We start from the raw sequence: 22814 nt of genomic DNA, 5'->3' as shown, positions 1-22814 counted from the left end.
TCGATGTGACTGACTACGTTCTCATAGGCCTCGGCATTCTGATCGTCGTATTGACGGTGGTCGCGGTGTTCGACCTGTTGCCGCCGCTTCGCATCGTCCCCGACGATACGCGGTTCGACTTCACGCGTTTTCGCCGCATCAGCTTTCCGATTTCGGCGGCGCTTTCGATCGTCGCGATCGTGCTGTTTTTCACCCACGGGCTGAATTTCGGAATCGACTTCAGGGGCGGCACGCTGCTGGAGGTGCAGTCCAAGTCGGGCTCCGCCGATATCGCCGCGATGCGCGCTTCGCTGACCAATCTCGGTCTCGGAGACATTCAACTGCAACAGTTCGGCGGTCCGGCCGATGTGCTGATCCGGGTTGCCGAGCAGCCCGGCGGCGATGCCGCGCAGCAGGTGGCGGTGCAGAAGGTTCGCGGCGCGCTCGGCAATGCCGTGGAGTACCGGCGCGTCGAGGTGGTGGGGCCGCGGGTTTCCGGAGAACTGCTGGCCTACGGCATGCTTGGCCTGATGCTCGCGATCTTCGCGATCCTGCTCTATCTCTGGTTCCGGTTCGAATGGCAGTTCGCGCTTGGCGCCATGATCGCCAACGTCCACGATATCGTGCTGACGATAGGCTTCATGTCGATCTCGCAGGTCGACTTCGATCTCACCAGCATTGCGGCGCTGTTGACGATCCTCGGCTACTCCTTGAATGACACCGTCGTTATCTATGACCGCATCCGGGAAATGCTGCGGCGCTACAAGAAAATGCCGATGCCGCAACTACTCAATGAGTCCATCAACTCGACGTTGTCGCGATCGATCATCACCCACGTCACGGTGACGCTGGCGTTGCTGGCGCTGTTGTTGTTCGGCGGTCACGCGATCCACAGCTTCACGGCGGTCATGATGTTCGGCGTGGTGCTGGTCGGCACCTACACCTCGATTTTCATCGCCGCGCCGATCCTGATCTATCTCGGGGTCGGTGAGCACCGCGAAGCACCGGACGTCCAAACGAAGAAGTGAGCATGGCCACGTCCTCGGACGCGCCGCATCTTCCGAGGCCGGCGCCGATCGAAGCCTACGGCAAGGGCGGCTTCGCGTTCGCCGACATGTCGCATCGCGGCTCGCTGCTGTGCCTGCCCGACGGGATATGGGCCTGGGCGGCGGCGACACCCAACGAGATCGACGAGCATTCGCTGGAACGGGTGTTCAGGGCAGCCAATGCCATCGATACGCTGATCGTCGGTGCCGGCACTGATCTCTGGTTGCCGCCACGCGGCCTCCGCGAGGCGTTGCGGACGGTGGGGGTGGTGCTGGAGCCGATGCAGACCGGACCCGCGATCCGCACCTACAACATCATGCTGGGAGAGCGGCGTCGGGTGGCGGCGGCGCTGATCGCCGTCGCATGAACGTGGTGGGAAGGTCGATGGACGCGGCTGGCTACTGCGCCGATCTGGTGCGGACCCATGATTTTGCGCGCTACGCGGCGACGCTATTCCTGCCCCCGGTTCAGCGCCGCGCGTTGCTGGCCATTTACGCCTTTAACGCCGAGATATCTCGGGTCGGCGATCATGTAAGCCAGCCGCTGCCGGGCGAAATCCGGCTGCAATGGTGGATCGACGTGCTGGAGGGCACAAGCCATGGCGAGGCCGAGGGCAATCCGGTCGCGGCCGAGCTCTTGCAGGTGATCCGCGATTTCCGGCTGCCGGTCGAGCCGCTGGCGCGCCTGATCGAGGAACACAAATTCGACCTCTATAACGATCCGATGCCGTCGATGGCTGCGCTGGAAGGCTATGTGACGGAAACCTCGTCGGCGTTGTTCTGGCTCGGCGCACGGATTGCGGCGCGCCCTTCGGAGGCGATCGACCATCTCGCACGTCACGCCGGGCTGGCCCAGGGTATCGCGCAGGTGATTGCGTCGCTGCCGCTCGATGCGGCGCGTCGCCAGCTATTCCTGCCACTGCAGCTGCTGCAGCGGCACGGCAGCGGGATGGAGGAAGTATTCCTGGGCAAGCAGACACCCGGCGCCGGCGCGGCGATCAACCAGCTTGCTATCGAGGCACGAGGACATCTCGATATTGCGCTCGAACTGCTCACCGGCATTCCGCCGCAGGTGCGACCCATTTTCCTGCCGCTGGCTCTCGTCCGCCGCGACCTGAACCGCATGTCGCGCGCCGATGTCGATCCCTTCGTACCCCAGGTGCGGTCGCGGCTGAGCACATTGTGGACGCTTTGGCGCGCATCGCGATCGCGCGAGTTCGGGAGCTAGGTTCCCCGCAACGAAGTCGGCGCCAGCTACGAATTCAGCTCGCGGCTCTCAAAATTGAATCGATCACGCAGGTTCTTGCGGCTCTCCAGAATGTCCTTCAGGAAGGTCGTGTCAGACTCATTCGCGATCAGCGGTCCGATCAGGTCGACCTGGTTCATGGCAACGAGCTGCAATAGTTCCGTGCGCGGCCTGCCGGCGGCATCGCGCGGCAAGGCGCGCACCACCTGGATATGCTCGGGCGGTTTGACCCGGCCGGCCGACGCCAGATTGGCGCGCAATTGCTTCTCCAGCGCGACATGGTCGGCCTCGACGAAGGCATAGAGCCCGACGCCGGTGCGGCGGTCGGCGAAGGCTACGATCGCAGCGTCGCGCACGCCCGGATTTTTCCGGATCAGGTCGATCAGGACGGGCGCATCGTTGACCAGCCGTCGGCCGCCGCCTTCGCGGTCGGTGAAATTGAACAGGCCGCGGGTGATCGCCTGGTAGACCTTCTTGCCGGTCTTGAGCCAGATCGAGGCGACAAAGGATTTTCGCGCGAGGATCTTGCGCTCCATCGGTGTCAGCGCCGTTGGAGCGTAGCTGCGCTTGTGCTTGAGCAGATGGCGTAGATCTTCATAGGCCGCGACCCGGAACAGGCGGCTGCGGGTCTTGAAGCAGGCGGCCAATTGGAAATCGGTGACATAGGCCCGCCCGTCGCGCCCCACGAGCCAGTTCTGTTCCTTGGCAAGGTCGTTGTGGCAGATGCCGGCGCGGTGCAGCTTGCGCAGGGCGTGCTTGGCGGAGCGGAAATAGGCGAGGTCGCCATGCGGCTTCGCCAGATGCAGCGCGACGCCATCGATAAAGCCGCGCACCAGCGCTTGACGACCGGCCCACAGCAGTTTGGGGCCGACATCAAGATCGCGCGCGAGGGCCAGTGCACGGCATTCGCGGGCGAACAAATGGCGCGCAATCGGATAGGACCAGGCCGGCACCTGATCGAGCCGGCGCAGCACCGCATCGACCTCGCCGGCATCGTCGCGGAAGCGGCCGCGCTCGACGGTCGAGAACACGTCGCGCTTCAGCAGAACGCCTTCGGTCCAGCGCGCCGACAGGATGGCGGCGTCGTCGCTCGGCAATCCCATGAGTTATGCCGCCGCCGCGATGCGCAGATGATCGGCGATCCAGCGATCGAGATCGGCAAGCGCGCGGGCGCTGAGCGCCTGCTTCCGGGCGACGGTTTTCTCGTTGCCGCGCAGCCGCGTACCGTCGGGCTTTTTGGTCGGCGCGCTGGCAAGCGGCGGGAACAGCCCGAAATTGATGTTCATCGGCTGGAACGACCGCGTGCCCGCCTCTGGCGCCTCGATGTGGCCGCCGGTGATATGGCCGAGCAGCGAGCCCAGCGCCGTGGTGGCCGGCGGCGGTTCGAGCGCCGCCGCCCGCGCATCCGCCGCGGCATAGAGGCCGGCGATCAGGCCGATGCTGGCGGATTCGACATAACCCTCGCAGCCGGTCATCTGCCCGGCGAACCGCAGCCGCGGCTGCGCGCGCAAGCGCAACTGGCCGTCCAGCAGTTTCGGCGAGTTCAGGAAGGTGTTGCGATGCAGTCCGCCGAGCCGGGCGAATTCCGCGTTCTCAAGGCCGGGGATGGTCCGGAAGACGCGCTGCTGCGCGCCGTAGTTCAGCTTGGTCTGAAAGCCGACGATATTGTAGAGCGTACCAAGCTTGTTGTCCTGGCGAAGCTGGACGATGGCGTAGGGCTTGACGGTGGGGTCGCGGGGATTGGTGAGGCCGACCGGCTTCATCGGCCCGTGGCGCAGGGTTTCATGGCCGCGCTCGGCCATGACCTCGACCGGGAGGCAGCCGTCGAAATAGGGCGTGCTGGTCTCCCAATCCTTGAAATCCACCTTCTCGCCGGCCAGCAGCGCGGCCACAAACGTGTCGTACTGATCTTTTGTCATCGGGCAGTTGATGTAGTCGGCGCCGGTGCCGCCAGGCCCGACCTTGTCGTAGCGCGACTGAAACCAGGCCACCGACATGTCGATGGAATCCCTGTGCACGATCGGGGCAATGGCGTCGAAAAACGCGAGCGCATTCTCGTCCGTCAGCTCGCGAATCGCCTCCGCCAGCGGCGCCGAGGTGAGGGGCCCGGTCGCGACGATCACATTGCCCCATTCGGCCGGCGGCAGGCCGGCGATCTCGGTGCGGTCGATCTCGATCAGCGGATGGTCATGCAGGGATTTGGTGACAGCGGCGGAAAAACCGTCGCGATCCACCGCCAGAGCCCCGCCGGCGGGGACCTGGTTGGCATCGGCGGCCCGCATGACCAATGATCCCAGCCGCCTCATCTCGGCGTGCAGCAAGCCGACGGCGTTGTTGGCGGCGTCGTCGGAGCGGAAGGAATTGGAGCAGACGAGCTCGGCAAGGCCCTCGGTACGGTGCGCCTCGGTCATCCGTACCGGGCGCATCTCATGCAGGACCACGCGGATGCCGGCATTGGCGACCTGCCAAGCGGCTTCCGAACCGGCGAGGCCGCCGCCAATCACATGCACGGTGTCAGTCTGGGGAGTTCGGCAAATCATGGCGCAGGGTTAGCGCGTTTTCACGCCGAACGCACCTCCGACAACGATACTCCGGCCCGGATACGACAACGCCCGCAGCGTGGCGGGCGTTTTTGCTTCTTGGCGGGCCGAACAGGGGATCAGCGGCTATAGGTCCCGGCGGCAACGCTGGGAATGTCCGAACGATCGATCCCGATATCGGCGAGTTCGCGATCACTCAGCTGAGACAATTCGCTGACATTGCGCCGGTAACCCCGGAACGCCTGGATCATGCGGATGAGCGAGAGCAACATGGTAATCTCCTTGCAGTTTTGATTCAGCTCTTGGAGGAAGCCGTCATCGTTGAAATGAACATAGATGATATTCTGCAGCGCAGAAGTACTCATGTTGCGGTGCAGCTAGACCAAAAATGCATGCCTCGGTAATAACCGTTTAACATTCGCCGATGGGCAAGCTAAGCCTGCCGCGGTCGACGGGTATATCTCTATAATTGCCGGGGAATGGTGTTAACTCGCTGATTTGATTCCGGTCCGGAGGGCGTGACATTGCGATGACCGAAAGCTGCCGTTCAGCACTTATAAACTGAAATTTCCAATCTTTCGCATGCGTGATTCGCATGTCGAGTCAATTAAAGATGAACTAGTATTCATTATTTGATAGTCAAAGAAAAGCTCTGGCGGGCTCCGCATGAGATCGGCGTCCGTTGCCGTCGACATCGAGGACGCGCAGGACCCCGCCAAAGTTCATCGCTCGTGCGCTCCCGACCGGTTGTCGGCAATCAGCCTGTTCTCGGCCTTACGCGTCGTCTTTGCGTCGCCACGGGAACAGGTTGGCCGGGAAATCCGCCGCCGGGCGCCGCTCGCGGGGGGCACGCGGCGGAAGCGGTTGTGGATTGAGCTCGGGTTCGAGGGTTAGCCGATAGAGATGCCACGTCGCGTGGCCGAGCAAGGGCAGGACGACGGCGAGGCCAAGGAAAAACGGCAACGATCCCGCCACCAGCAGCGCCGCGACGATCAATCCCCAGGCCGCCATCGGCACGGGATTGCGCGCCACCGCGCGGAGCGAGGTGACCATCGCGTCGCCGGCGCCGGCATGACGGTCGAGCATCAGCGGGAACGACACCACGCTGACGCAGAGCGCGACGAGGGCGAACAGGAAGCCGACGCCGCAGCCAACCACGATCAGCCACCACCCTTGAGATGTCGTCAGCACGCGCGTGGCGAAATCGGAAATGCCGGTCACGCCTTCGTAGCCGAACGTGGCGATATAAATCGCCTGCGCGGTGGCCACCCAGGTCCCGAACAGCGCCAGCAGCAGCGCGCCGAGCCCGAGCATGGCGCCGAACGACGGCGAGCGCAGCACGTCGATGGCATCCCATGCGGTGGCTTGTTCGCCGCGCTCGCGGCGACGGCTCAGTTCATAGAGGCCGAGCGCAGCAAACGGGCCGAGCAGGGCGAAGCCGGCAGCCAGCGGAAACAACAGGGGCAGCACGGAGTAGCCGAGCACCGTGCGCGCCAGCACCAATCCGAGCACGGGATAAATGATGCACAGGATGATGGCGTGGCTTGGTACGGCCTTGAAATCCTCCCAGCCGCGCCGCAGCGCCAGACCGAGTTCGGTAAATCCGATCGTCCGGATCACAGGCGCGGCAGTGGAACCGTGACCGCTTTGCGTCATCGACGTGACATTGCCGTGTAATGAAGTCGCCATGGTCGTCGTCTCCCCTCGATGGTCGCGCTTGCGCCAATCCCGCGACGCAAGCGCGCCGTTGCCAACGAACGATCACGAGCAGGCCAGACGCGAAGACAGAGTGGTGGAACTGGCCACGTCGCGAACTGAACCCACAGCGTACTCCCATACGGTTGCAATCGCACTCACGCTTCGGTGAATGTTTCGTTGGCAAGCCCAGCCTGGCTGGCTAAGCTTGTACGATCCCGGCTTGGTGCTGCCGGTCAATCAGTGCCGATAGCGACTCACCCATCTTCAAGTCATTCGGAGCGAACGATGAGTATTTTCGGAAAAATCATGGGCGCGATCTTCGGCACCAAGGCGGACGCCGCGCCGGCCGGTGGCGGAGCGGCCGCAGGCAGCGGATCGTCCGGCGGATCCGCGGCACCTGCGGGCGGCACGGTCGATGTTGCCCCGATCCTGGACAAGGCGGTCGCTGCCAAAGGCGAGAAACTGGCGTGGCGCACCTCGATCGTCGATCTGATGAAGGCGCTCGACATCGATTCCAGCTTTGCCGCGCGCAAGGAGCTTGCGAAAGAACTCGGCTACAGCGGCGACAGCAACGATTCCGCCAGCATGAACATCTGGCTGCACAAGCAGGTCATGGCCAAGCTCGCGGCCAATGGCGGCAAGCTGCCGCCTGACATCAAGCACTGAGGTTTGGTTGGTCAGAGAGGCGCGAAGGCCCGCGGCGACGCGGGCCTTCTTGATTTCCGCCCGATGCTTTACGCCAGATCGGCAAATTCCGGATTGTTGCGCAGGTAGTCGGCGACGAACCCGCAAGCGGCGACGACCTTGCGTCCGTCGGCGCGGATCAGCTCCAGTGCGCCCCTCACCAGTTCGGACGCGACGCCCCGGCCGCGCAGCGCATACGGCGTCTCGGTGTGGGTAATGATCACCGCCGCCGGCGTCAGGCGATAATTGGCGAACGCCACCGCGCCCTCGACGTCCAGTTCGAAGCGGTTTTGATTCTTGTTGTCGCGGACAGCGGCCATCGAGCGAGTCCCGGTTGATCTGGCTGTTCATTTGGGGAGCCGGCAGACGCTCGCAAGATTGCCGCCAGCCGGCCTTGCGGGCGGGCCTGGCCCGCCTAGGTAATAAAGTAGACATACGCCCCGATGCGGCCGGATCTGGTTCGATATCGGAAATGTTGTGATCGCGGGCCGTTGACGTATGCCTCTTTTGCAAGGGAGGTTTACCATGTCGGACTTTCGTTTCTTCAGGATACATCGATCGTGGGAAGACTGGGCCGGCATGCTGCTTGGCGTGCTGATCGTGGTCTCGCCCTGGTTTCCTTTCTCCAAACCTGACGTCATCGACTCCGAACGCAGCACCATGATCCTCAACACGTTCGTGGTCGGCCTGATGGTCTTCGGCCTCGCCCAACTCGAATATGTCGCACTGCAGCGCTGGGAGGAGGTGGGAGAAGTCGCGCTCGGCCTCTGGCTGATCGCCTCGCCCTTCATCTTCGGCTATTCCGGCGACGAGATGCTGCGGCTCTGGCATGTCATTCTCGGCGGCATCGTCGTTCTGCTGGGTGCGCTGCAGCTGTGGCAGGACTGGCACCTGAGCGATCAGGAACTCGCCAATCATCGGCAGTAGCTTCTCCCTCACAGGGCCTGCCGGTTCGTTGAGCCGGCAGACCCTTGGCCCGCCGGCTGTGGTTGAATGAGGCGGGGAGCCTCCCGTGTCTCCCCGACAATATCGGCTATCGGTGACCAGCCATGCCAATTCCGGGGTCTGGTGGACGGGGGTGCGCGGCTGGCCCATGGTGTCGCCTGCAACGGGCGCCGGGGGAGGTGACGATGGCCAATGAAAAGGGCCCCAACATCAAGAAGAAGCAGAAATGCAAGAATTGCGAGGGCAAGGGCCTGTTGAAGAAGGGCGACAAGGTGGTCAAATGCCAGCGCTGCAAGGGGACCGGCGTGCGCTGACGCCGGACGGCGGCCCTTTGCGGAACTTTCTGCAACCGGGCTTTCTGCTATCGTCGGCGTGAGGTGTTGGATGCTTGCTTTGCGACCTGAAACGGTGAATTGGCGCGGCCCGCGCGCCGCTGTTTGGATGGCCCGGCGATGACCGGCGCCGTGACCTCTGCCGCCCCGCGCGGCGGTATGGCCCGCATGTCGCACCGGGTAATGAATCTCGCCCATATCCTGACCCAGAATGCCCGCCGCCACGGCGACCGCATCGGCTTCGTCTGGGCTAAGAAGTCCTGGACCTGGCGCGAGATCGACCGCGCCGTCTCGGCGCTGGCGGCGGCCTTGGCGGCGCGTGGCGTCGTCAAGGGCGACCGCATCCTGGTGCATTCCAGGAACAGCGACGAGATGTTCTGGTCGATGTTCGCCGCCTTCCGGCTGGGCGCGGTCTGGGTGCCGACCAACTTCCGCCTGATGCCGGACGAAGTCGCCTATCTCGCCGCCGCCTCCGGCGCCAAGGCGTTCCTGTGCCACGGCGATTATCCCGACCATGCCAGGGCGGCGGCCAATCCCGCGCTCGAATTCATCTGGCGGATCGGCGAGGAGGGAGCCTTCGGCGAGAAGGCGGTCGGGCAGGCGATCGCGGAGCAGGCCGACGCGAAGGTCGCAAACGCGGCGGTCGAGTACGACGACCCCTGCTGGTTCTTCTTCACCTCCGGCACGACGGGACGCTCCAAGGCGGCGGTGTTGACCCACGGCCAGATGGCCTTCGTGATCACCAACCATCTCGCCGACCTGATGCCGGGCACCACCGAAGCCGACGCCTCGCTGGTGGTGGCACCGCTGTCGCACGGCGCCGGCGTGCACCAGCTGGTGCAGGCCGCGCGCGGCGTGCCGACCATCCTGCTGCCGTCGGAGAAATTCGACATCGCCGAGGCCTTCCGCCTGATCGAGGCGCACCGCGTCAGCAACATTTTCACCGTGCCGACCATCCTGAAGATGATGGTCGAGCATCCCGCCGTCGACAGATACGACCATTCCTCGCTGCGCTTCGTCATCTATGCCGGCGCGCCGATGTACCGCGAGGACCAGAAGGCGGCGTTGCGCAAGCTCGGCCCGGTGCTGGTGCAGTATTTCGGCCTCGGCGAGGTCACCGGCAACATCACGGTGATGCCTGCCAATTTGCACGATCCCGAGGACGGCCCGCACGCCCGGATCGGCAGCTGCGGCTTCGAGCGCACCGGCATGCAGGTCTCGATCCAGGGCGACGACGGGCGCGAACTCAAGGCCTTCGAGACCGGCGAAATCTGCGTGATCGGTCCGGCCGTGTTCGCCGGCTATTATGACAATCCCGAGGCCAACGCGAAAGCGTTCCGCGACGGCTGGTTCCGCACCGGTGATCTCGGCCATATGGATGAGGAAGGTTTCGTCTACATCACCGGCCGCGCCTCCGACATGTACATTTCCGGCGGCTCCAACATCTATCCGCGCGAGGTCGAGGAGAAGATTCTGACTCATCCCGCGATCGGCGAGGTCGCGGTGCTCGGCGTGCCCGACCCGTTCTGGGGCGAGGTCGGCGTCGCCGTCTGCGTGGCGCGCGAGGGTGCCGCCGCCATCAGCGAAGCCGAGCTTGCCGCGTTCCTGTCGCCGAAGGTGCCGCGCTACAAGATGCCGAAGCGGTTCTTCTTCTGGGAGGCGCTGCCGAAATCCGGTTACGGCAAGATTCCGAAGCGGCTGGTCCGCGACGAGCTTGAGGCGCGGGGGCTGCTGGAGCTGGTTGCGAAGCCGACGGACGGCTGAAACATGCGCAGCATTGCCCAGCCCGGCACGGCGACGCCCGAGCGGATCCAGTGGGTCGAGGCGCGCGGGCGCGCGTTCGCCTTCACGATGGCAGCGGGCCTGCCGCTGCTGGAAGCAGCGCGCCGCGGCTTTGCCGAGGCCGGTTTTTCCGGCGGCGTGCTCAGCATGCGGGGAGGGGCGCTCGGGCCGTTTGCCTATGTAATGCCGGCGCTGTCGAAGACCGGCGCCAATGCGGCGTTCTACAGCGACACCTTTCGCCCCGCTGGCGTCACGCGGCTGAAGCTCGGCGCCATGACGCTTGGCGAGCGCGACGGCGCGCCGTTCTTTCATTGCCACGGCCTGTGGACCGAGGGCGACGGCCGGCTGCACGGCGGGCATGTGCTGCCGGAGGAGAGCATCGTCGCCGAGCCTTTTGTGGTCGAGGCATTCGGCCTGGATGGCGCGGTGTTCACGGCCGCGTCCGATCCCGAAACCAATTTCAAGCTGTTCGGACCGGTGGCGCGCGCCACCACAAACGCCCGCGCGGAGAGCCGCGCCTTCGCGCTGCGGCTGCGGCCGAACCAGGATTTCGCCGCGGCGCTGGAAACCTTCTGCCGGCAGCACGGCGTGCTGCGCGCCCGGATCCATGGCGGCGTCGGCAGCACCATCGGCGCGCGCTTCACCGACGGCCGCAGCGTCGTGCCGTTTGCGACCGAGCTTGCGATCAACGCCGGCGTCATCACGCCCGACGCCGACGGCACGCTGCAGGCAACGCTCGACGTCGCGCTGGTCGATTATCTCGGCGGCATCGCCGAGGGCCGGCTGCTGCGCGGCGACAACCCGGTGCTGATGACGATGGAGCTGGTGCTGGAGGTGGTGTGACGCGGGGGTGAGATAGGGCATGGATTGAAGATTCGAATTTTCAAGCAGCGCTCGTCATACCCCGCGCAAGCGGGGTATCCAGTACGCCGTGGCTTCTCGGTTCTATCACTGCTGTCTCTGGAATACTGGATCACCCGCCTTCGCGGGTGATGACGACTGAGCGTGTGTCAGCGTTCGCACGCTCCGGCTCGGCAAGCCCCCAACCAAAATATTGAAAACAACCCCATGCAAAGTAACGCGGCGCGGGCGCGGATGCTTTGCCCGCGAAAACATTTTGACACGTCGACACGTCAAGCGGAATATTTTTCGCGCGAGGGCTGGACGGGTTTTTGCCGAGTTGCCCGTCGGGTCAAAAGGCCTCACCGATCGCGCAACAAATTCCTTGCCACGTCGGGCAAATCAACTTGTAGTCGCTGGCGGGACGGCCTCGTGGAAGAGGGCGGACATGTCGTTGGTTCGGATCCGGTCAGATGGAAAGACGAAGCAGGCCGATCAATCTGCCGGCGCCGTATCTTCGGCGGGTCTGGCTCGATCCCGCGCGCATCGCCGACCGCGAGAGCTATCCGTTCTGCCTGCCGCTGCTGCGCGATGATTTCGAACTGAGCTTCGACCGCGCGATCACCATCGTCGTCGGCGAGAACGGCACCGGCAAGTCCACCTTGCTCGAGGGCATCGCCGTGCTCGCCGGCTATGACGAGGCCGGCGGCGGCAAGGGCTACAGGCCGGTCGACCATTCGAAGGCGCTGGAGAAGATGGGCGGCTCGCTGTCGGCCGCGCTGCGGGCGAGCTGGCTGCCGAAGATCACCAACGGCTGGTTCTTCCGCGCCGAGAGCTTCTTCTCGGTCGCCCGCTATCTCGACGAGGTCGCGATGGAGTCGGGAAGCGGCGGCGCTCCGCCGGATTTCCTCTCGCACTCCCACGGCGAGGGCTTTCTGCGCTTCTTCGAGGAGGGCTGCCAGCGTCAGGGCATCTTCATCTTCGACGAGCCGGAATCCGCGCTGTCGCCCGCGCGCCAGATCGAGTTCCTGAAGCTGATGCGGCGGATGGAGAACATCGGCCATTGCCAGATCATCATGGCCACGCGCTCGCCGGTCCTGATGGCCTACCCCGACGCGCGGCTGCTGAAGCTGTCGAAGTCCGGGCTGGAGTCGGTGACGGTCAAGGAGACCGGCCACTACAAGGTCATGCGCGAGTTCTGCGACGATCCGGCGGGGTTTGTGCAGGCGGCGATGGAGGAGTGAGGGGCTTGTCGTAGGGTGGGTAGAGCGGGAGCGAAACCCACCGCTTATGCCGCAACAAGTGATGGGTATCGCTTCGCTCCACCCATCCTACGCGCTGACAAGCGGCCCCTTGTCTGGTAAGGTAGCAGTCCAAGAGGATATCATGCCGCACGAACGGATCGAAATTAACCCTGACATCATGGACGGCAAGCCGGTGGTTCGCGGCACGCGCGTTCCGGTTGAGCTTGTTCTCCGCAAGCTCGGCGCCGGCATGTCGCTGGAGGCTGTTATCGCCGACCATCCGCGGCTGACGCGAGATGACATCCTGGCTGCTCAGGCATTCGCCGCCGACTATCTCGCCGACGAAGACATCGTTTACGGCTGACGAGTGCGCTGGCTCGCGGACGAATGCGTCGCGGCGCCACTGGTCGCTTTCCTGCGTGCGCACGGTCACGATGTGCTCTATGTCGCGGAAGCCGCGGCTGGTTTGAACGACACGGATGTGATTGCGCTCGCGTTACGGGAGAAACGGCTGCTGCTGACCGAAGACAAGGATTTTGGCGATCTTGTTTTTCGCAGGGAGCGTGCGGTCCCCGGTGTCGTGTTAATGCGCATCGGTTCCGAAAGTCCCTTACTGAAGACGGCACGGTTGGCGGCGGCGATCGAGCGATATGGCGAAGGACTTTTCGGCCGCTACATCGTGATTGAGGAAGGTCGTTTCCGGTCGCGCCGGCTGTGGAGCGAGAGGTAGGGGCGGGACGGTCGAGCGGAGAGCGCTCGCGACCATACCCGCGTCCGCATTATTGTACGGTGTAGGGTGGTTAGCCGAAGGCGTAACCTGGCTGTTCGCGGGTTTAGAGATTGCGCTTCGCTAATCCGCCCACGGCCTTACAAGGTCATGCGGGAGTTTTGCGAGGACCCGGCGGGGTTTGTAGAGTGGTGATGGAGGAGTGGGTCGCCTCGCTTGAGCGTTACATTTACTAAAGTGGGAGGGTGAGAGTAGAGCGGAAGCGAAACCCACCGCTTATGCCGCAACAAGTGATGGGTATCGCTTCGCTCCACCCAACCTACGCGCTGGCTACTCCGCCGCCTCGCTCGCGCCCGCGCTCTTCCTCGGCTTCCCGTCCGCCCGCTTCAGCACCGGGGCCAGAAACTTCCCGGTATAGCTCCGCGGGGCCTTGACGATATCCTCGGGCGGGCCCCAGGCGACGATTTCGCCGCCGCCGTCGCCGCCTTCGGGGCCTAAGTCGATCACCCAGTCGGCGGTCTTGATGACTTCGAGGTTGTGCTCGATCACGACCACGGTGTTGCCCTGCGACACCAGCTCGTGCAGCACTTCCAGGAGTTTCTTGACGTCGTGGAAGTGCAGGCCGGTCGTCGGTTCGTCCAGGATATAGAGCGTGCGGCCGGTGGCGCGCTTGGACAGCTCCTTTGCCAGCTTGACGCGCTGGGCTTCGCCGCCCGAAAGCGTCGTCGCCTGCTGGCCGACGTGAATGTAATCCAGGCCGACGCGGTGCAGCGTTTTGAAAGTTTCGCGGACGCGCGGCACCGCCTTGAAGAACTCGGCGGCTTCCTCGACGGTCATGTCGAGCACATCGGCGATGCTCTTGCCCTTGAACAGGACTTCCAGCGTCTCGCGGTTGTAGCGCTTGCCCTTGCAGGCGTCGCAGGTGACGTAGACGTCAGGCAGAAAGTGCATCTCGATTTTGATGACGCCGTCGCCCTGGCAGGCCTCGCAGCGGCCGCCCTTGACGTTGAAGGAGAAGCGACCGGGCTCGTAGCCGCGCGCCTTGGCCTCGGGCAGGCCGGCGAACCATTCGCGGATCGGGGTGAACGCGCCGGTGTAGGTCGCGGGGTTCGAGCGCGGGGTGCGGCCGATCGGCGACTGGTCGATGTCGATGATCTTGTCGATATGCTCCAGCCCCTCGATGCGGTCGTGGGGTGCGGCGCCTTCGCTGGCGTTGTTGAGCTTGCGGGCGATCGCCTTGTAGAGCGTGTCGATCAAAAGCGTGGACTTGCCGCCGCCAGAGACGCCGGTGACGCAGGTGAACAGGCCGAGCGGAATTTCCGCCGAGACGTTCTTTAAGTTATTGCCGCGGGCGTTGACGACCTTGATGGTGCGCCGATGGTTCGGCGGCTTGCGCTCGGGGATCGCCACCGACAATTCGCCGGTGAGGTATTTGCCGGTCAGCGAGTTCGGGTTCTTCATGACCTCGGCCGGCGTGCCCTGCGCCACGATGTGGCCGCCATGCACGCCGGCGCCGGGGCCGATGTCGAGCACGTAATCGGCGAGCCGGATCGCGTCCTCGTCATGCTCGACCACGATCACGGTGTTGCCGAGGTCGCGCAGCCGCTTCAGCGTTTCCAAGAGCCGGGCGTTGTCGCGCTGGTGCAGGCCGATCGAGGGCTCGTCCAGCACGTAGAGCACGCCTGTCAGCCCCGAGCCGATCTGCGAGGCGAGGCGGATGCGCTGGCTCTCGCCGCCGCTGAGCGTGCCGGAGGCGCGGGCCAGCGTGAGGTAGTTGAGGCCGACGTCGAGCAGGAACGACAGCCGCTCGCGGATTTCCTTCAGCACCCGCGCGGCGATTTCGTTCTGTTGCCCGTTGAGCGATTTCGGAACGCTCTCGAACCATTCGCCGGCGCGCAGCACCGACAATTCGGAGATTTCGCCGATGTGCTTGCCGCCGATCTTGACGCACAGCGCCTCCGGCTTGAGACGGTGGCCGTGGCAGGCGGCGCAGGGGACGTCGGAGAAATACTTCGCCAGCTCCTCGCGCGCCCATTCGCTCTCGGTCTCGCGGAAGCGCCGTTCGAGGTTGGTGATGACGCCCTCGAACGGCTTCTTGGTGTCGTAGGAGCGCACCCCGTCCTCATAGGAGAACTTGATCTCGTCGTCACCGGAGCCGCGCAGCAGCGCCGTCTGCGTCTTCTTCGGCAGGTCCTTCCATCTGGTGTCGAGCGTGAATTTGTAGAACTTGCCGAGCGCGGTCAGCGTCTGCAGGTAATAGGGCGAGGACGACTTGGCCCAGGGCGCGATCGCACCCTTGCGCAGCGTCAGCTCCTTGTCGGGAATGACGAGGTCCTCGTCGATATGCTGCTCGACGCCGAGACCGCCGCAGGCCGGGCAGGCGCCATAGGGGTTGTTGAACGAGAACAGGCGCGGCTCGATCTCGGAAATGGTGAAGCCGGAAACCGGGCAGGCGAATTTCTCCGAGAACAAGATCCGTTCGGGCCCGCTCTTGTCGTGGATCTTTGCAACCTTTTTCGCCGGGGCCTCATCCTTCGAGACGACGCTTCGCGCCTCCTCAGGATGAGGGGACGCGCCGCGTTTTGCGGCCTTCGAACGTCCCGCGCCGGCCTCAGCCGGGGGGGGCGGCGCATCGGCGTATTCGATGACGGCAAGGCCTTCGGCGAGCTTCAGCGCGGTCTCGAAGCTTTCGGCGAGGCGCTGGCCGATGTCGGGGCGGACCACGATGCGGTCGACGACGACGTCGATGTCGTGCGGGAATTTCTTGTCCAGCGTCGGCGCCTCGTTCAGTTCGTGGAACGTGCCGTCGATCTTGACGCGCTGAAAGCCCTTCTTGAGGTATTCGGCGAGCTCCTTGCGGTACTCGCCCTTGCGGCCGCGCACGACCGGCGCGAGCAGATAGAGCCTTGTGCCCTCGGGCAGCGCCAGCACGCGGTCGACCATCTGGGAGACGATCTGGCTCTCGATCGGCAGGCCCGTGGCCGGCGAATAGGGCACGCCGACGCGGGCCCACAGCAGCCGCATGTAGTCGTAGATTTCGGTGACGGTGCCGACGGTGGAGCGCGGATTCTTCGAGGTGGTCTTCTGCTCGATCGAGATCGCCGGCGACAGGCCGTCGATCTGGTCGACGTCGGGCTTCTGCATCATCTCCAGGAACTGGCGCGCATAGGCCGACAGCGACTCGACGTAGCGACGCTGGCCCTCGGCATAGATGGTGTCGAAGGCGAGCGAGGATTTGCCGGAGCCGGACAGGCCGGTGAACACCACGAGCTTGTCGCGGGGGATTTCGACGTCGATGTTCTTGAGATTGTGCTCGCGGGCACCGCGAATGGTGATCGCGCGCAGCCCGGAGCCGGCATTGTTCTGGCGCTTGGCCCTCAGGACTTCATCCATATCGGCAGTTCCAGGCGCCCGCGAAGCGCGCCGCGTTGGGGCGCGCATCGCCGGGCAGGCCGGGGATCAGGCGCCGAAGATCTGATGCTGGAACGTAGGAAGAACGGGCGGGGATTTCCAGTACTGCGTGGGAGCCATCAACGGATTGTTTGCGGCGCTATTGTCTTGGCGGCAGGTGGCAGCGGCGCCGATCGAACGCAGCCCCGAAAAACAAACGCCTCCGTCCCGGCTGAGCGGAACGGAGGCGGCAGTTTCAGCAGGGAGCTCTAGAAATGATAGTTCACGCCGACCTGAAAGCTGTTCAGGTTCATTGTTCCGGTCGAAACGCCGCCCGGGATGTTGCCGGCAAAGTAGGTTTCACCTTGCAGGCTGCGATAGAGGTACTCAGCCTTGACCGACCATCTCGGTGCGAACATGACCTCGACACCGACGCCGGCGGTCCAGCCGGAATGGAATTGGCTATCCGAGAGGCCGACGCCGAGCAGCGTCGCCGTGAGGCGGTTGTCGATCCAGGCGTAACCGCCGGTGCCGTAGAGCAGGACCTGGTCAAAGGCGTAGCCGACGCGGCCACGAACGGTGCCCATCGAGCGAATGGTGTCGGTGACCGAAACCAGTCCCGGAATGCCGACGGTCGCGCCGACGTCCGCCCAGGCGGCATCGGCTTCGATGCCGAACACGAGGTTGCCGGCCTGCCAATTGTAGCCAGCGGTGCCGCCGGCGAAGCCGCCGCTGAGCGTACCCACGCCCGAGCTGTTTTCCTGGGCGTAGCCGCCCATCGCGCCGAGGTAGAAACCGGTCCAGTTGTTGATCGCGATCGCCGCGGCGGGCGCCTTCGCATAGGGCCGGGCGCCAAGGTCCGCGGCATTCGCCGGGACGATCGCAAGCGCGATCAAACCGGTGGTTGTCAGCAGAAATTTCTTCACGTTATTTCCTTTCGCGGTACGCAACTGCACTGGCCCCATGCGACTATTTGAGGTTGCTGAAAACCCTAGACCAGGCGTGCTGAAAAGGCTGTCGCGGAAATACCACAGCCGCTCGAATACACGGTCGCGACAACCTTGGCGGGCCGAGGTCAGCTGCGGACCGGACCAGCAAAAAGCCGGCGCGAGGCCGGCTTTTTCTCTATTCGGTTCGCTGGAAAATGGAGGCTCAGTACTTCGGCATCACCGGGCCGCCCCAGCGGTAGTTGACCCGCACGGTGACGAGATCGACGTCCTGGCCGATGCGATCGGTGCCGACGACGGCGCCGGCCGGCGTGGTGAAGGTGTGGTTGCGGTTCTGCATGAACAGATGATCGTATTCGACGCCGGCCGACCAGTTCGGCGCGAAGCCGAATTCGACGCCGACGCCGACCGCGCCGCCCCAGCGGGTGTCGTCGCCGGTGGTCGCTGCCACGACGCCGGTGCCGGTGTTGAAGGTGCGGAAGCGATCGGATGTCACGGCCGCGCCGCCCTTGACGTAGAGCAAGACGTTGTTGGCGGCGTAGCCGATCTGGCCGGTGAACAGCCCGAACGCGTCGATCTTCGATTCATTGTCGAGCAGCGGGTTGAGCGTGCTGCGGTTGCGGCCCTTCAGGTCAGCCCAGTTGCCCTGGCCCTCAAGACCGAACACCCAGGTGCCGGCCTGCCAGCGGTAACCGATCTGGCCACCGGCGACGCCGCCGGTTGCGTTATGGCAGCCCTCGGGAGAGACGCCGCCGGCAACCGGCAGGAAGTCCCAGCATTTGTGGCTTGATCCCCAGCCGCCATTGGCGCCGACGTAAAAGCCGCTCCAGTTGTAGAGGGCGGCGATCATCGGAGGCGCCTTGGCGTAGGGACGCGCCGCAAGGTCGGCGGCGGCCGCGGGGGCCGCCAGCGCAACGAGGGCGACTACACCCAGCAGAAACTTCTTCATCGTCGAAACTCCAACTCTAAAACTCTTGTTCGCTTCTCGTTGGTCCCGAAGCGTTGGATGTAGGCGCGAGCGCCGCGCTGATGGGGAAAGCTATAGCCCAATGTTGTCGCCAGCGCCGTCTCCCGAATGCAACACTCGCGAACCAATTCCAGACCCTCAAGTTAATGATTTGTTTAGCTATTAAGGTCGCCCGGGCAAGGTCGGGCTTCCCTCGCGAACGGAGCTGGAAAGGACGGGAACAAAGCTGGAACATCTGCGCGGGCGATGCTATATGTGGATAACCGCGGGTCTGCCGAGGGATCGCTGAGCCCTCGGCGCTGGCGGGCGTATAGGGTCCGATCCGGGTGGCCTGCGGCGGAGCCCGTGTTTTGCCGGATATTTCGAGTGGAGAGCAGCGATGGCGGGAAGCGTAAACAAGGTGATTCTGGTCGGCAATCTCGGCAAGGATCCGGAAATCCGGCGCACCCAGGACGGGCGGCCGATCGCCAATCTCAGCGTCGCGACCTCGGAGACCTGGCGCGACAAGAATACCGGCGAGCGCAAGGAAAAGACCGAGTGGCACCGGGTCGTGATCTTCAACGAGGGTCTCTGCAAGGTCGCCGAACAATACCTCAAGAAGGGCGCCAAGGTTTACCTCGAGGGCGCGCTGCAGACGCGCAAATGGACCGACCAGAGCGGGGTCGAGAAATACTCGACCGAGGTGGTGCTGCAGGGCTTCAACTCGACGCTGACGATGCTCGACGGCCGCAGCGGCGGTGGGGGCGGCATGGGGGCCGACGAGTCAGGCGATTTCGGCTCAAGCGGACCGGTCAGCTCGGCGCCGAAGCGGGCGGTCGCCGCCGGCGGTCGCAGTAGCGACATGGACGACGACATTCCGTTCTGAGCGCAGGCGCAGCAACACAGCACCATACCGCGAAAATGGCTGTGAAGACGTTGGGTCGGGGTCAACCCGGCCGAGTGCTGAATCGTGCGCGCCCACCATGCCTCCGCAGCCTCTTGCCGAGTGAAGTTGCCGGGCCCGCCAGCTGATCCGCCCATCGGCAATGGCTTCAATTGATCTTGACAATGGAAAGATAAATGTAAACGATCCTTACATGAGGTTGGTCTGCCTGCATCCGCAGGCTTGGATATGCATCCGGGAGTATTTGATGTCGCTCGAACCGCTGTTGACCGCCGCTCCGGCGATCCCCGTTCACGCGTTTGCCGCAATGGGCGCCTTTGCGCTCGGCCTCGTGCAGTTTACCGCGCCAAAGGGAACGCTGCCGCACCGGACCCTCGGCTGGATCTGGATCGGCCTGATGGCCGTCGTGTCGGCGAGCTCGTTCTGGATCCATGAAATCAGGCTGTGGGGTCCCTGGAGTCCGATTCATCTGCTCTCGATCTTCGCGCCGATGATGCTGGTGACAGGCGTGTGGTACGCGCGGCGGCACAATGTCCGCGGCCACGGGATCACAATGACCTCGATTTTTGTCGGCGCGCTGGTGGTGGCCGGACTGTTCACCTTCATGCCCGGGCGGATTATGCACGCCGTGGTTTTCGGTCCCTAGAAGCCAAGCCGGACGCTTTCGGAGGTCCCTTTGGGCTGCCAGGAACCGGTGCCGCCGCGGGCCGCCGGTCGGTCCGGTAAGTCTCTGAAAAAACGAGGGTAAAAACGGCGCCGCGAACCTGCTACGGGGTGGTTTTTGGAACCCGGATAAGCTATATGATTCCCAGCTGAACTGACCGGATTCCCCCTTTGTCCAAACCTGAAGATGAGAAGCCGGGCGAGCCGCCGGCGCCGTCCGATATCCGTCCCGTTTCCATCCTCGACGAGATGAAGCGCTCCTACCTCGATTACGCCATGAGCGTGATCGTGTCGCGGGCGCTGCCGGACGCGCGCGACGGACTCAAGCCGGTCCATCGTCGCATCCTCTATTCAATGTACGAGCAGGGCCACACGCCCGACAAGAAGTACGTCAAATCCGCCCGCGTCGTCGGCGACGTCATCGGCAAATATCATCCGCACGGCGACCAGTCGATTTACGACGCGATGGTGCGGATGGCGCAGGATTTCTCCATGCGCGTGCCGCTGGTCGACGGCCAGGGCAATTTCGGCTCGGTCGATGGCGATCCGCCCGCGGCCTATCGATACACCGAAGCGCGGCTGACCAAATCGGCGCTGGAAGTTCTTGGCGACATCGACAAGGACACCGTCGACTTCCAGCCGAACTATGACGGCTCCGAGCGGGAACCCTCGGTGCTGCCGGCGAAATTCCCCAACCTTCTGGTCAACGGCGCCGGCGGCATCGCGGTCGGCATGGCGACCAACATCCCGCCGCACAATCTGGGCGAGGTGATCGACGCCTGCGCCGCGCTGATCGACGACCCCGCGCTCGGGATCGACGATCTCATCAACATCATTCCGGGACCGGATTTTCCGACCGGCGGCATCATCCTCGGACGCCAGGGCATTCGCTCAGCCTATCACCTCGGCCGCGGCTCGATCGTGATGCGCGGCAAGGTCAGGATCGACACCCTCCGGAAAGACCGCGAAGCGATCATCATCAGCGAAATTCCCTACCAGGTGAACAAGGCCACCATGGTCGAGCGGATCGCTGAACTGGTGCGCGAAAAGAAGATCGAGGGCATCTCCGACCTGCGCGACGAATCCGACCGTGACGGCTTCCGCGTCGTTATCGAGCTGAAGCGCGAAGCGGTGGCCGACGTGGTGCTCAACCAGCTCTACCGCTTCACGCCGCTGCAATCGAATTTTCCCGCCAACATGCTGGCGCTGGATTCCGGCCGTCCGCAGACGATGAACCTGAAGGATCTGCTGACCCTGTTCATCGCCTTCCGCGAACAGGTGATCACGCGGCGGACCAAGTTCCTGCTCAACAAGGCGCGCGACCGCGCCCACATCCTGGTCGGCCTGGCGATCGCGGTCGCCAACATCGACGAGATCATCCGCGTAATCCGAACCTCGCCCGACCCGAACACCGCGCGCGACACCCTGATGTCGCGCGACTGGCCGGCGCGCGACGTCGAGGCCATGATTACGCTGATCGACGACCCCCGCCACCGTATGGCGCCCGACGGCACCGCGCGGCTGTCGCTGGAGCAGGCCAAGGCCATTCTCGAACTGCGCCTGCAGCGGCTGACAGCGCTCGGCCGCGAGGAGATTTCCGAAGAGCTCGACCGGCTGGCGGTGGAGATCGCCGACTATCTCGACATCCTGCGCTCGCGCGCCCGCGTGCAGGCGATCGTCAAGGCTGAACTGGCTGATGTAAAGGACAAGTTCGCGACCCCGCGCCGCACCGTCATCATGGAGCAGGAGGGCGAGGTCGAGGACGAGGACCTGATCCAGCGCGAGGACATGGTGGTCACGGTCTCGCACGCCGGCTATGTCAAGCGCGTGCCGCTCTCGACCTACCGCGCGCAGCGGCGCGGCGGCAAGGGCCGCGCCGGCATGCAGACCCGCGATGAGGACTTCGTCTCCCGGCTGTTCGTGGCCTCGACCCATACGCCGGTGCTGTTCTTCTCCTCGCGCGGCCAGGTCTACAAGGAGAAGGTCTGGCGGCTGCCGGTGGCGGCGCCGAACGCGCGCGGCAAGGCGCTGATCAACATCCTGCCGCTGGAGCAGGGCGAGCGCATCACCACCATCATGCCACTGCCGGAGGATGAATCCTCCTGGGGCAATCTCGACGTGATGTTCGCCACGACCGGCGGCACAGTCCGCCGCAACAAGCTGTCCGACTTCGTCGACGTCCGCCGCTCCGGCATCATCGCCATGAAACTCGGCGAGGGCGAGGCGATCGTCGACGTCCAGATCTGCACCGAGCGCGACGACGTGCTGCTGACCGCGGCCGGCGGCCAGTGCATCCGCTTCCCGGTCACCGATGTCCGCGTCTTCACCGGCCGCACCTCGATGGGCGTGCGAGGCATCGCGCTGGCCGAAAACGACACCTTGATCTCGCTTTCGATCCTCAGGCATGTCGAGGCGACTTCGGACGAGCGCGCCGCCTATCTGAAGATGCGCCGCGCGGTCGCCGGCGAGGCCGCGGCCGAAGAGGCGGTCGATGCCGAGGGCGAGGAAGCCTCGGATGCGATCCAGCTCTCCTCGGAACGCTATGTCGAGATGTCGGCGCAGGAACAGGTGGTGCTGACGGTGTCGGTCAACGGCTACGGCAAGCGCACCTCGTCCTACGAATACCGCACCACCGGCCGCGGCGGCAAAGGCATTGTCGCGATGAACGTCAACAACCGCAACGGCAAGCTGGTGGCCTCGTTCCCGGTCGAGGAATCCGACCAGATCATGCTGGTGACCGACAAGGGCCAGCTGATCCGCTGTCCAGTCGAGGGCATAAGGATTGCCGGCCGCTCGACCCAGGGCGTCATCGTGTTCGACACCGCCGAGGACGAGCACGTGGTCTCGGTCGAGCATATCGGCGAGGACGCCGAGAACGGCAACGGCGGCTGACGGCGCGGG

At 64.4% G+C, this 22814-nt stretch carries 22 protein-coding genes; 14 read left to right on the top strand and 8 right to left on the bottom strand.

What is annotated here, in order from left to right; translation table 11 throughout:
* Positions 1-5 precede the first annotated feature (5 nt).
* Genes secF through Q0D31_RS00455 form a run of 3 tightly spaced genes read left to right on the top strand, consistent with a single transcriptional unit; the run spans position 6 to position 2253 of the window.
* Positions 6-1007, top strand: coding sequence for a protein translocase subunit SecF (gene secF / locus Q0D31_RS00465; RefSeq protein ID WP_291842168.1), 1002 nt, complete (start codon positions 6-8; stop codon positions 1005-1007).
* A gap of 2 nt (positions 1008-1009) precedes the next feature.
* Positions 1010-1393 (top strand): MTH938/NDUFAF3 family protein, encoded by a 384-nt coding sequence (locus tag Q0D31_RS00460; protein ID WP_291842166.1) that lies wholly within the window; start codon positions 1010-1012, stop codon positions 1391-1393.
* A gap of 17 nt (positions 1394-1410) precedes the next feature.
* On the top strand, positions 1411-2253 hold the full coding sequence (locus Q0D31_RS00455) for a phytoene/squalene synthase family protein (RefSeq protein ID WP_291842164.1): 843 nt from the start codon (positions 1411-1413) through the stop codon (positions 2251-2253).
* 26 nt (positions 2254-2279) lie between these two features.
* Here Q0D31_RS00455 and Q0D31_RS00450 read toward each other — a convergent pair whose 3' ends face one another.
* The 4 genes from Q0D31_RS00450 to Q0D31_RS00435 all read right to left on the bottom strand — a co-directional run bounded on the left by Q0D31_RS00450 (position 2280) and on the right by Q0D31_RS00435 (position 6500).
* Positions 2280-3374, bottom strand: coding sequence for a serine/threonine protein kinase (locus tag Q0D31_RS00450; RefSeq protein ID WP_291842162.1), 1095 nt, complete (start codon positions 3372-3374; stop codon positions 2280-2282).
* Between the two features lie 3 nt (positions 3375-3377).
* Entirely contained in the window at positions 3378-4811 is a 1434-nt protein-coding gene (trmFO, locus tag Q0D31_RS00445) for a methylenetetrahydrofolate--tRNA-(uracil(54)-C(5))-methyltransferase (FADH(2)-oxidizing) TrmFO (RefSeq protein ID WP_291842160.1), read from the bottom strand.
* A gap of 119 nt (positions 4812-4930) precedes the next feature.
* On the bottom strand, positions 4931-5083 hold the full coding sequence (locus tag Q0D31_RS00440) for a DUF1127 domain-containing protein (RefSeq protein ID WP_291846618.1): 153 nt from the start codon (positions 5081-5083) through the stop codon (positions 4931-4933).
* 502 nt (positions 5084-5585) lie between these two features.
* Positions 5586-6500, bottom strand: a complete 915-nt coding sequence (locus Q0D31_RS00435; RefSeq protein ID WP_291842158.1) for a DUF2189 domain-containing protein — start codon at positions 6498-6500, stop codon at positions 5586-5588.
* A gap of 294 nt (positions 6501-6794) precedes the next feature.
* Between Q0D31_RS00435 and Q0D31_RS00430 the strand changes: the two genes are divergently transcribed.
* Complete coding sequence (locus Q0D31_RS00430; RefSeq protein ID WP_291842156.1) at positions 6795-7175, top strand: DUF3597 domain-containing protein; 381 nt, start codon at positions 6795-6797, stop codon at positions 7173-7175.
* 68 nt (positions 7176-7243) lie between these two features.
* Here the strand turns inward: Q0D31_RS00430 and Q0D31_RS00425 are convergent, their stop codons facing one another.
* On the bottom strand, positions 7244-7513 hold the full coding sequence (locus Q0D31_RS00425) for a GNAT family N-acetyltransferase (RefSeq protein WP_291842154.1): 270 nt from the start codon (positions 7511-7513) through the stop codon (positions 7244-7246).
* A 205-nt stretch (positions 7514-7718) separates the two neighbouring features.
* On the opposite strand from Q0D31_RS00425, the gene Q0D31_RS00420 reads away from it, so the two are divergent.
* The 7 genes from Q0D31_RS00420 (at position 7719) to Q0D31_RS00390 (ending at position 13066) form a co-directional block, all read left to right on the top strand.
* Positions 7719-8120 carry an SPW repeat protein gene (locus tag Q0D31_RS00420; protein WP_291842152.1) on the top strand — a complete coding sequence of 134 codons (402 nt, stop codon included), beginning with the start codon at positions 7719-7721 and terminating at the stop codon, positions 8118-8120.
* A gap of 203 nt (positions 8121-8323) precedes the next feature.
* Positions 8324-8452, top strand: coding sequence for a hypothetical protein (locus tag Q0D31_RS00415; RefSeq protein WP_256473423.1), 129 nt, complete (start codon positions 8324-8326; stop codon positions 8450-8452).
* A gap of 138 nt (positions 8453-8590) precedes the next feature.
* Positions 8591-10234 carry an acyl-CoA synthetase gene (locus Q0D31_RS00410; RefSeq protein ID WP_291842147.1) on the top strand — a complete coding sequence of 548 codons (1644 nt, stop codon included), beginning with the start codon at positions 8591-8593 and terminating at the stop codon, positions 10232-10234.
* A gap of 3 nt (positions 10235-10237) precedes the next feature.
* Positions 10238-11095: a DUF296 domain-containing protein gene (locus tag Q0D31_RS00405; protein WP_291842145.1), complete on the top strand. Its 858-nt coding sequence runs from the start codon at positions 10238-10240 to the stop codon at positions 11093-11095.
* A 470-nt stretch (positions 11096-11565) separates the two neighbouring features.
* On the top strand, positions 11566-12336 hold the full coding sequence (locus tag Q0D31_RS00400; RefSeq protein WP_291842143.1) for an AAA family ATPase: 771 nt from the start codon (positions 11566-11568) through the stop codon (positions 12334-12336).
* A gap of 142 nt (positions 12337-12478) precedes the next feature.
* Positions 12479-12700 carry a DUF433 domain-containing protein gene (locus Q0D31_RS00395; protein WP_291842141.1) on the top strand — a complete coding sequence of 74 codons (222 nt, stop codon included), beginning with the start codon at positions 12479-12481 and terminating at the stop codon, positions 12698-12700.
* Positions 12701-12703: 3 nt separating this feature from the next.
* Positions 12704-13066 (top strand): DUF5615 family PIN-like protein, encoded by a 363-nt coding sequence (locus tag Q0D31_RS00390; RefSeq protein ID WP_291842138.1) that lies wholly within the window; start codon positions 12704-12706, stop codon positions 13064-13066.
* A gap of 327 nt (positions 13067-13393) precedes the next feature.
* Here the strand turns inward: Q0D31_RS00390 and uvrA are convergent, their stop codons facing one another.
* The 3 genes from uvrA to Q0D31_RS00375 form a co-directional block, all read right to left on the bottom strand.
* On the bottom strand, positions 13394-16456 hold the full coding sequence (uvrA, locus tag Q0D31_RS00385) for an excinuclease ABC subunit UvrA (protein WP_291842136.1): 3063 nt from the start codon (positions 16454-16456) through the stop codon (positions 13394-13396).
* A gap of 266 nt (positions 16457-16722) precedes the next feature.
* Complete coding sequence (locus Q0D31_RS00380; RefSeq protein ID WP_291842134.1) at positions 16723-17379, bottom strand: outer membrane protein; 657 nt, start codon at positions 17377-17379, stop codon at positions 16723-16725.
* A 226-nt stretch (positions 17380-17605) separates the two neighbouring features.
* A complete protein-coding gene (locus tag Q0D31_RS00375; RefSeq protein ID WP_291842132.1) occupies positions 17606-18349 on the bottom strand; it encodes an outer membrane beta-barrel protein in 744 nt (247 codons plus the stop codon).
* 397 nt (positions 18350-18746) lie between these two features.
* Here Q0D31_RS00375 and Q0D31_RS00370 point away from each other — a divergent pair, with 397 nt between their 5' ends.
* The 3 genes from Q0D31_RS00370 (at position 18747) to gyrA (ending at position 22805) form a co-directional block, all read left to right on the top strand.
* Positions 18747-19232: a single-stranded DNA-binding protein gene (locus Q0D31_RS00370; RefSeq protein ID WP_291842131.1), complete on the top strand. Its 486-nt coding sequence runs from the start codon at positions 18747-18749 to the stop codon at positions 19230-19232.
* Positions 19233-19497: 265 nt separating this feature from the next.
* Entirely contained in the window at positions 19498-19896 is a 399-nt protein-coding gene (locus Q0D31_RS00365) for a DUF2306 domain-containing protein (protein WP_291842128.1), read from the top strand.
* Positions 19897-20084: 188 nt separating this feature from the next.
* Positions 20085-22805: a DNA gyrase subunit A gene (gene gyrA, locus Q0D31_RS00360; protein WP_291842126.1), complete on the top strand. Its 2721-nt coding sequence runs from the start codon at positions 20085-20087 to the stop codon at positions 22803-22805.
* The last annotated feature ends 9 nt before the right edge of the window (positions 22806-22814 follow it).

This window comes from Bradyrhizobium sp. (genome assembly GCF_022844465.1).
Taxonomy (GTDB): Bacteria; Pseudomonadota; Alphaproteobacteria; order Rhizobiales; family Xanthobacteraceae; genus Bradyrhizobium.
Note: the sequence above shows the minus strand (reverse complement) of the source record. Positions and strands in the feature narration are given on the sequence as shown.

Excerpts from the sequence above, each read along its gene's own strand:
- Q0D31_RS00370 (WP_291842131.1), top strand. The coding sequence starts at position 18,747 with ATGGCGGGAAGCGTAAACAAGGTGATTCTGGTCGGCAATCTCGGCAAG.
- Q0D31_RS00430 (WP_291842156.1), top strand. The coding sequence starts at position 6,795 with ATGAGTATTTTCGGAAAAATCATGGGCGCGATCTTCGGCACCAAGGCG.
- Q0D31_RS00455 (WP_291842164.1), top strand. The coding sequence starts at position 1,411 with ATGGACGCGGCTGGCTACTGCGCCGATCTGGTGCGGACCCATGATTTT.
- Q0D31_RS00440 (WP_291846618.1), bottom strand. The coding sequence starts at position 5,083 with ATGTTGCTCTCGCTCATCCGCATGATCCAGGCGTTCCGGGGTTACCGG.
- Q0D31_RS00365 (WP_291842128.1), top strand. The coding sequence starts at position 19,498 with ATGTCGCTCGAACCGCTGTTGACCGCCGCTCCGGCGATCCCCGTTCAC.
- Q0D31_RS00395 (WP_291842141.1), top strand. The coding sequence starts at position 12,479 with ATGCCGCACGAACGGATCGAAATTAACCCTGACATCATGGACGGCAAG.
- Q0D31_RS00415 (WP_256473423.1), top strand. The coding sequence starts at position 8,324 with ATGGCCAATGAAAAGGGCCCCAACATCAAGAAGAAGCAGAAATGCAAG.
- Q0D31_RS00460 (WP_291842166.1), top strand. The coding sequence starts at position 1,010 with ATGGCCACGTCCTCGGACGCGCCGCATCTTCCGAGGCCGGCGCCGATC.
- Q0D31_RS00450 (WP_291842162.1), bottom strand. The coding sequence starts at position 3,374 with ATGGGATTGCCGAGCGACGACGCCGCCATCCTGTCGGCGCGCTGGACC.
- Q0D31_RS00420 (WP_291842152.1), top strand. The coding sequence starts at position 7,719 with ATGTCGGACTTTCGTTTCTTCAGGATACATCGATCGTGGGAAGACTGG.
- Q0D31_RS00405 (WP_291842145.1), top strand. The coding sequence starts at position 10,238 with ATGCGCAGCATTGCCCAGCCCGGCACGGCGACGCCCGAGCGGATCCAG.
- Q0D31_RS00400 (WP_291842143.1), top strand. The coding sequence starts at position 11,566 with ATGGAAAGACGAAGCAGGCCGATCAATCTGCCGGCGCCGTATCTTCGG.
- trmFO (WP_291842160.1), bottom strand. The coding sequence starts at position 4,811 with ATGATTTGCCGAACTCCCCAGACTGACACCGTGCATGTGATTGGCGGC.
- Q0D31_RS00375 (WP_291842132.1), bottom strand. The coding sequence starts at position 18,349 with ATGAAGAAGTTTCTGCTGGGTGTAGTCGCCCTCGTTGCGCTGGCGGCC.
- uvrA (WP_291842136.1), bottom strand. The coding sequence starts at position 16,456 with ATGGATGAAGTCCTGAGGGCCAAGCGCCAGAACAATGCCGGCTCCGGG.
- Q0D31_RS00425 (WP_291842154.1), bottom strand. The coding sequence starts at position 7,513 with ATGGCCGCTGTCCGCGACAACAAGAATCAAAACCGCTTCGAACTGGAC.
- Q0D31_RS00410 (WP_291842147.1), top strand. The coding sequence starts at position 8,591 with ATGACCGGCGCCGTGACCTCTGCCGCCCCGCGCGGCGGTATGGCCCGC.
- Q0D31_RS00435 (WP_291842158.1), bottom strand. The coding sequence starts at position 6,500 with ATGGCGACTTCATTACACGGCAATGTCACGTCGATGACGCAAAGCGGT.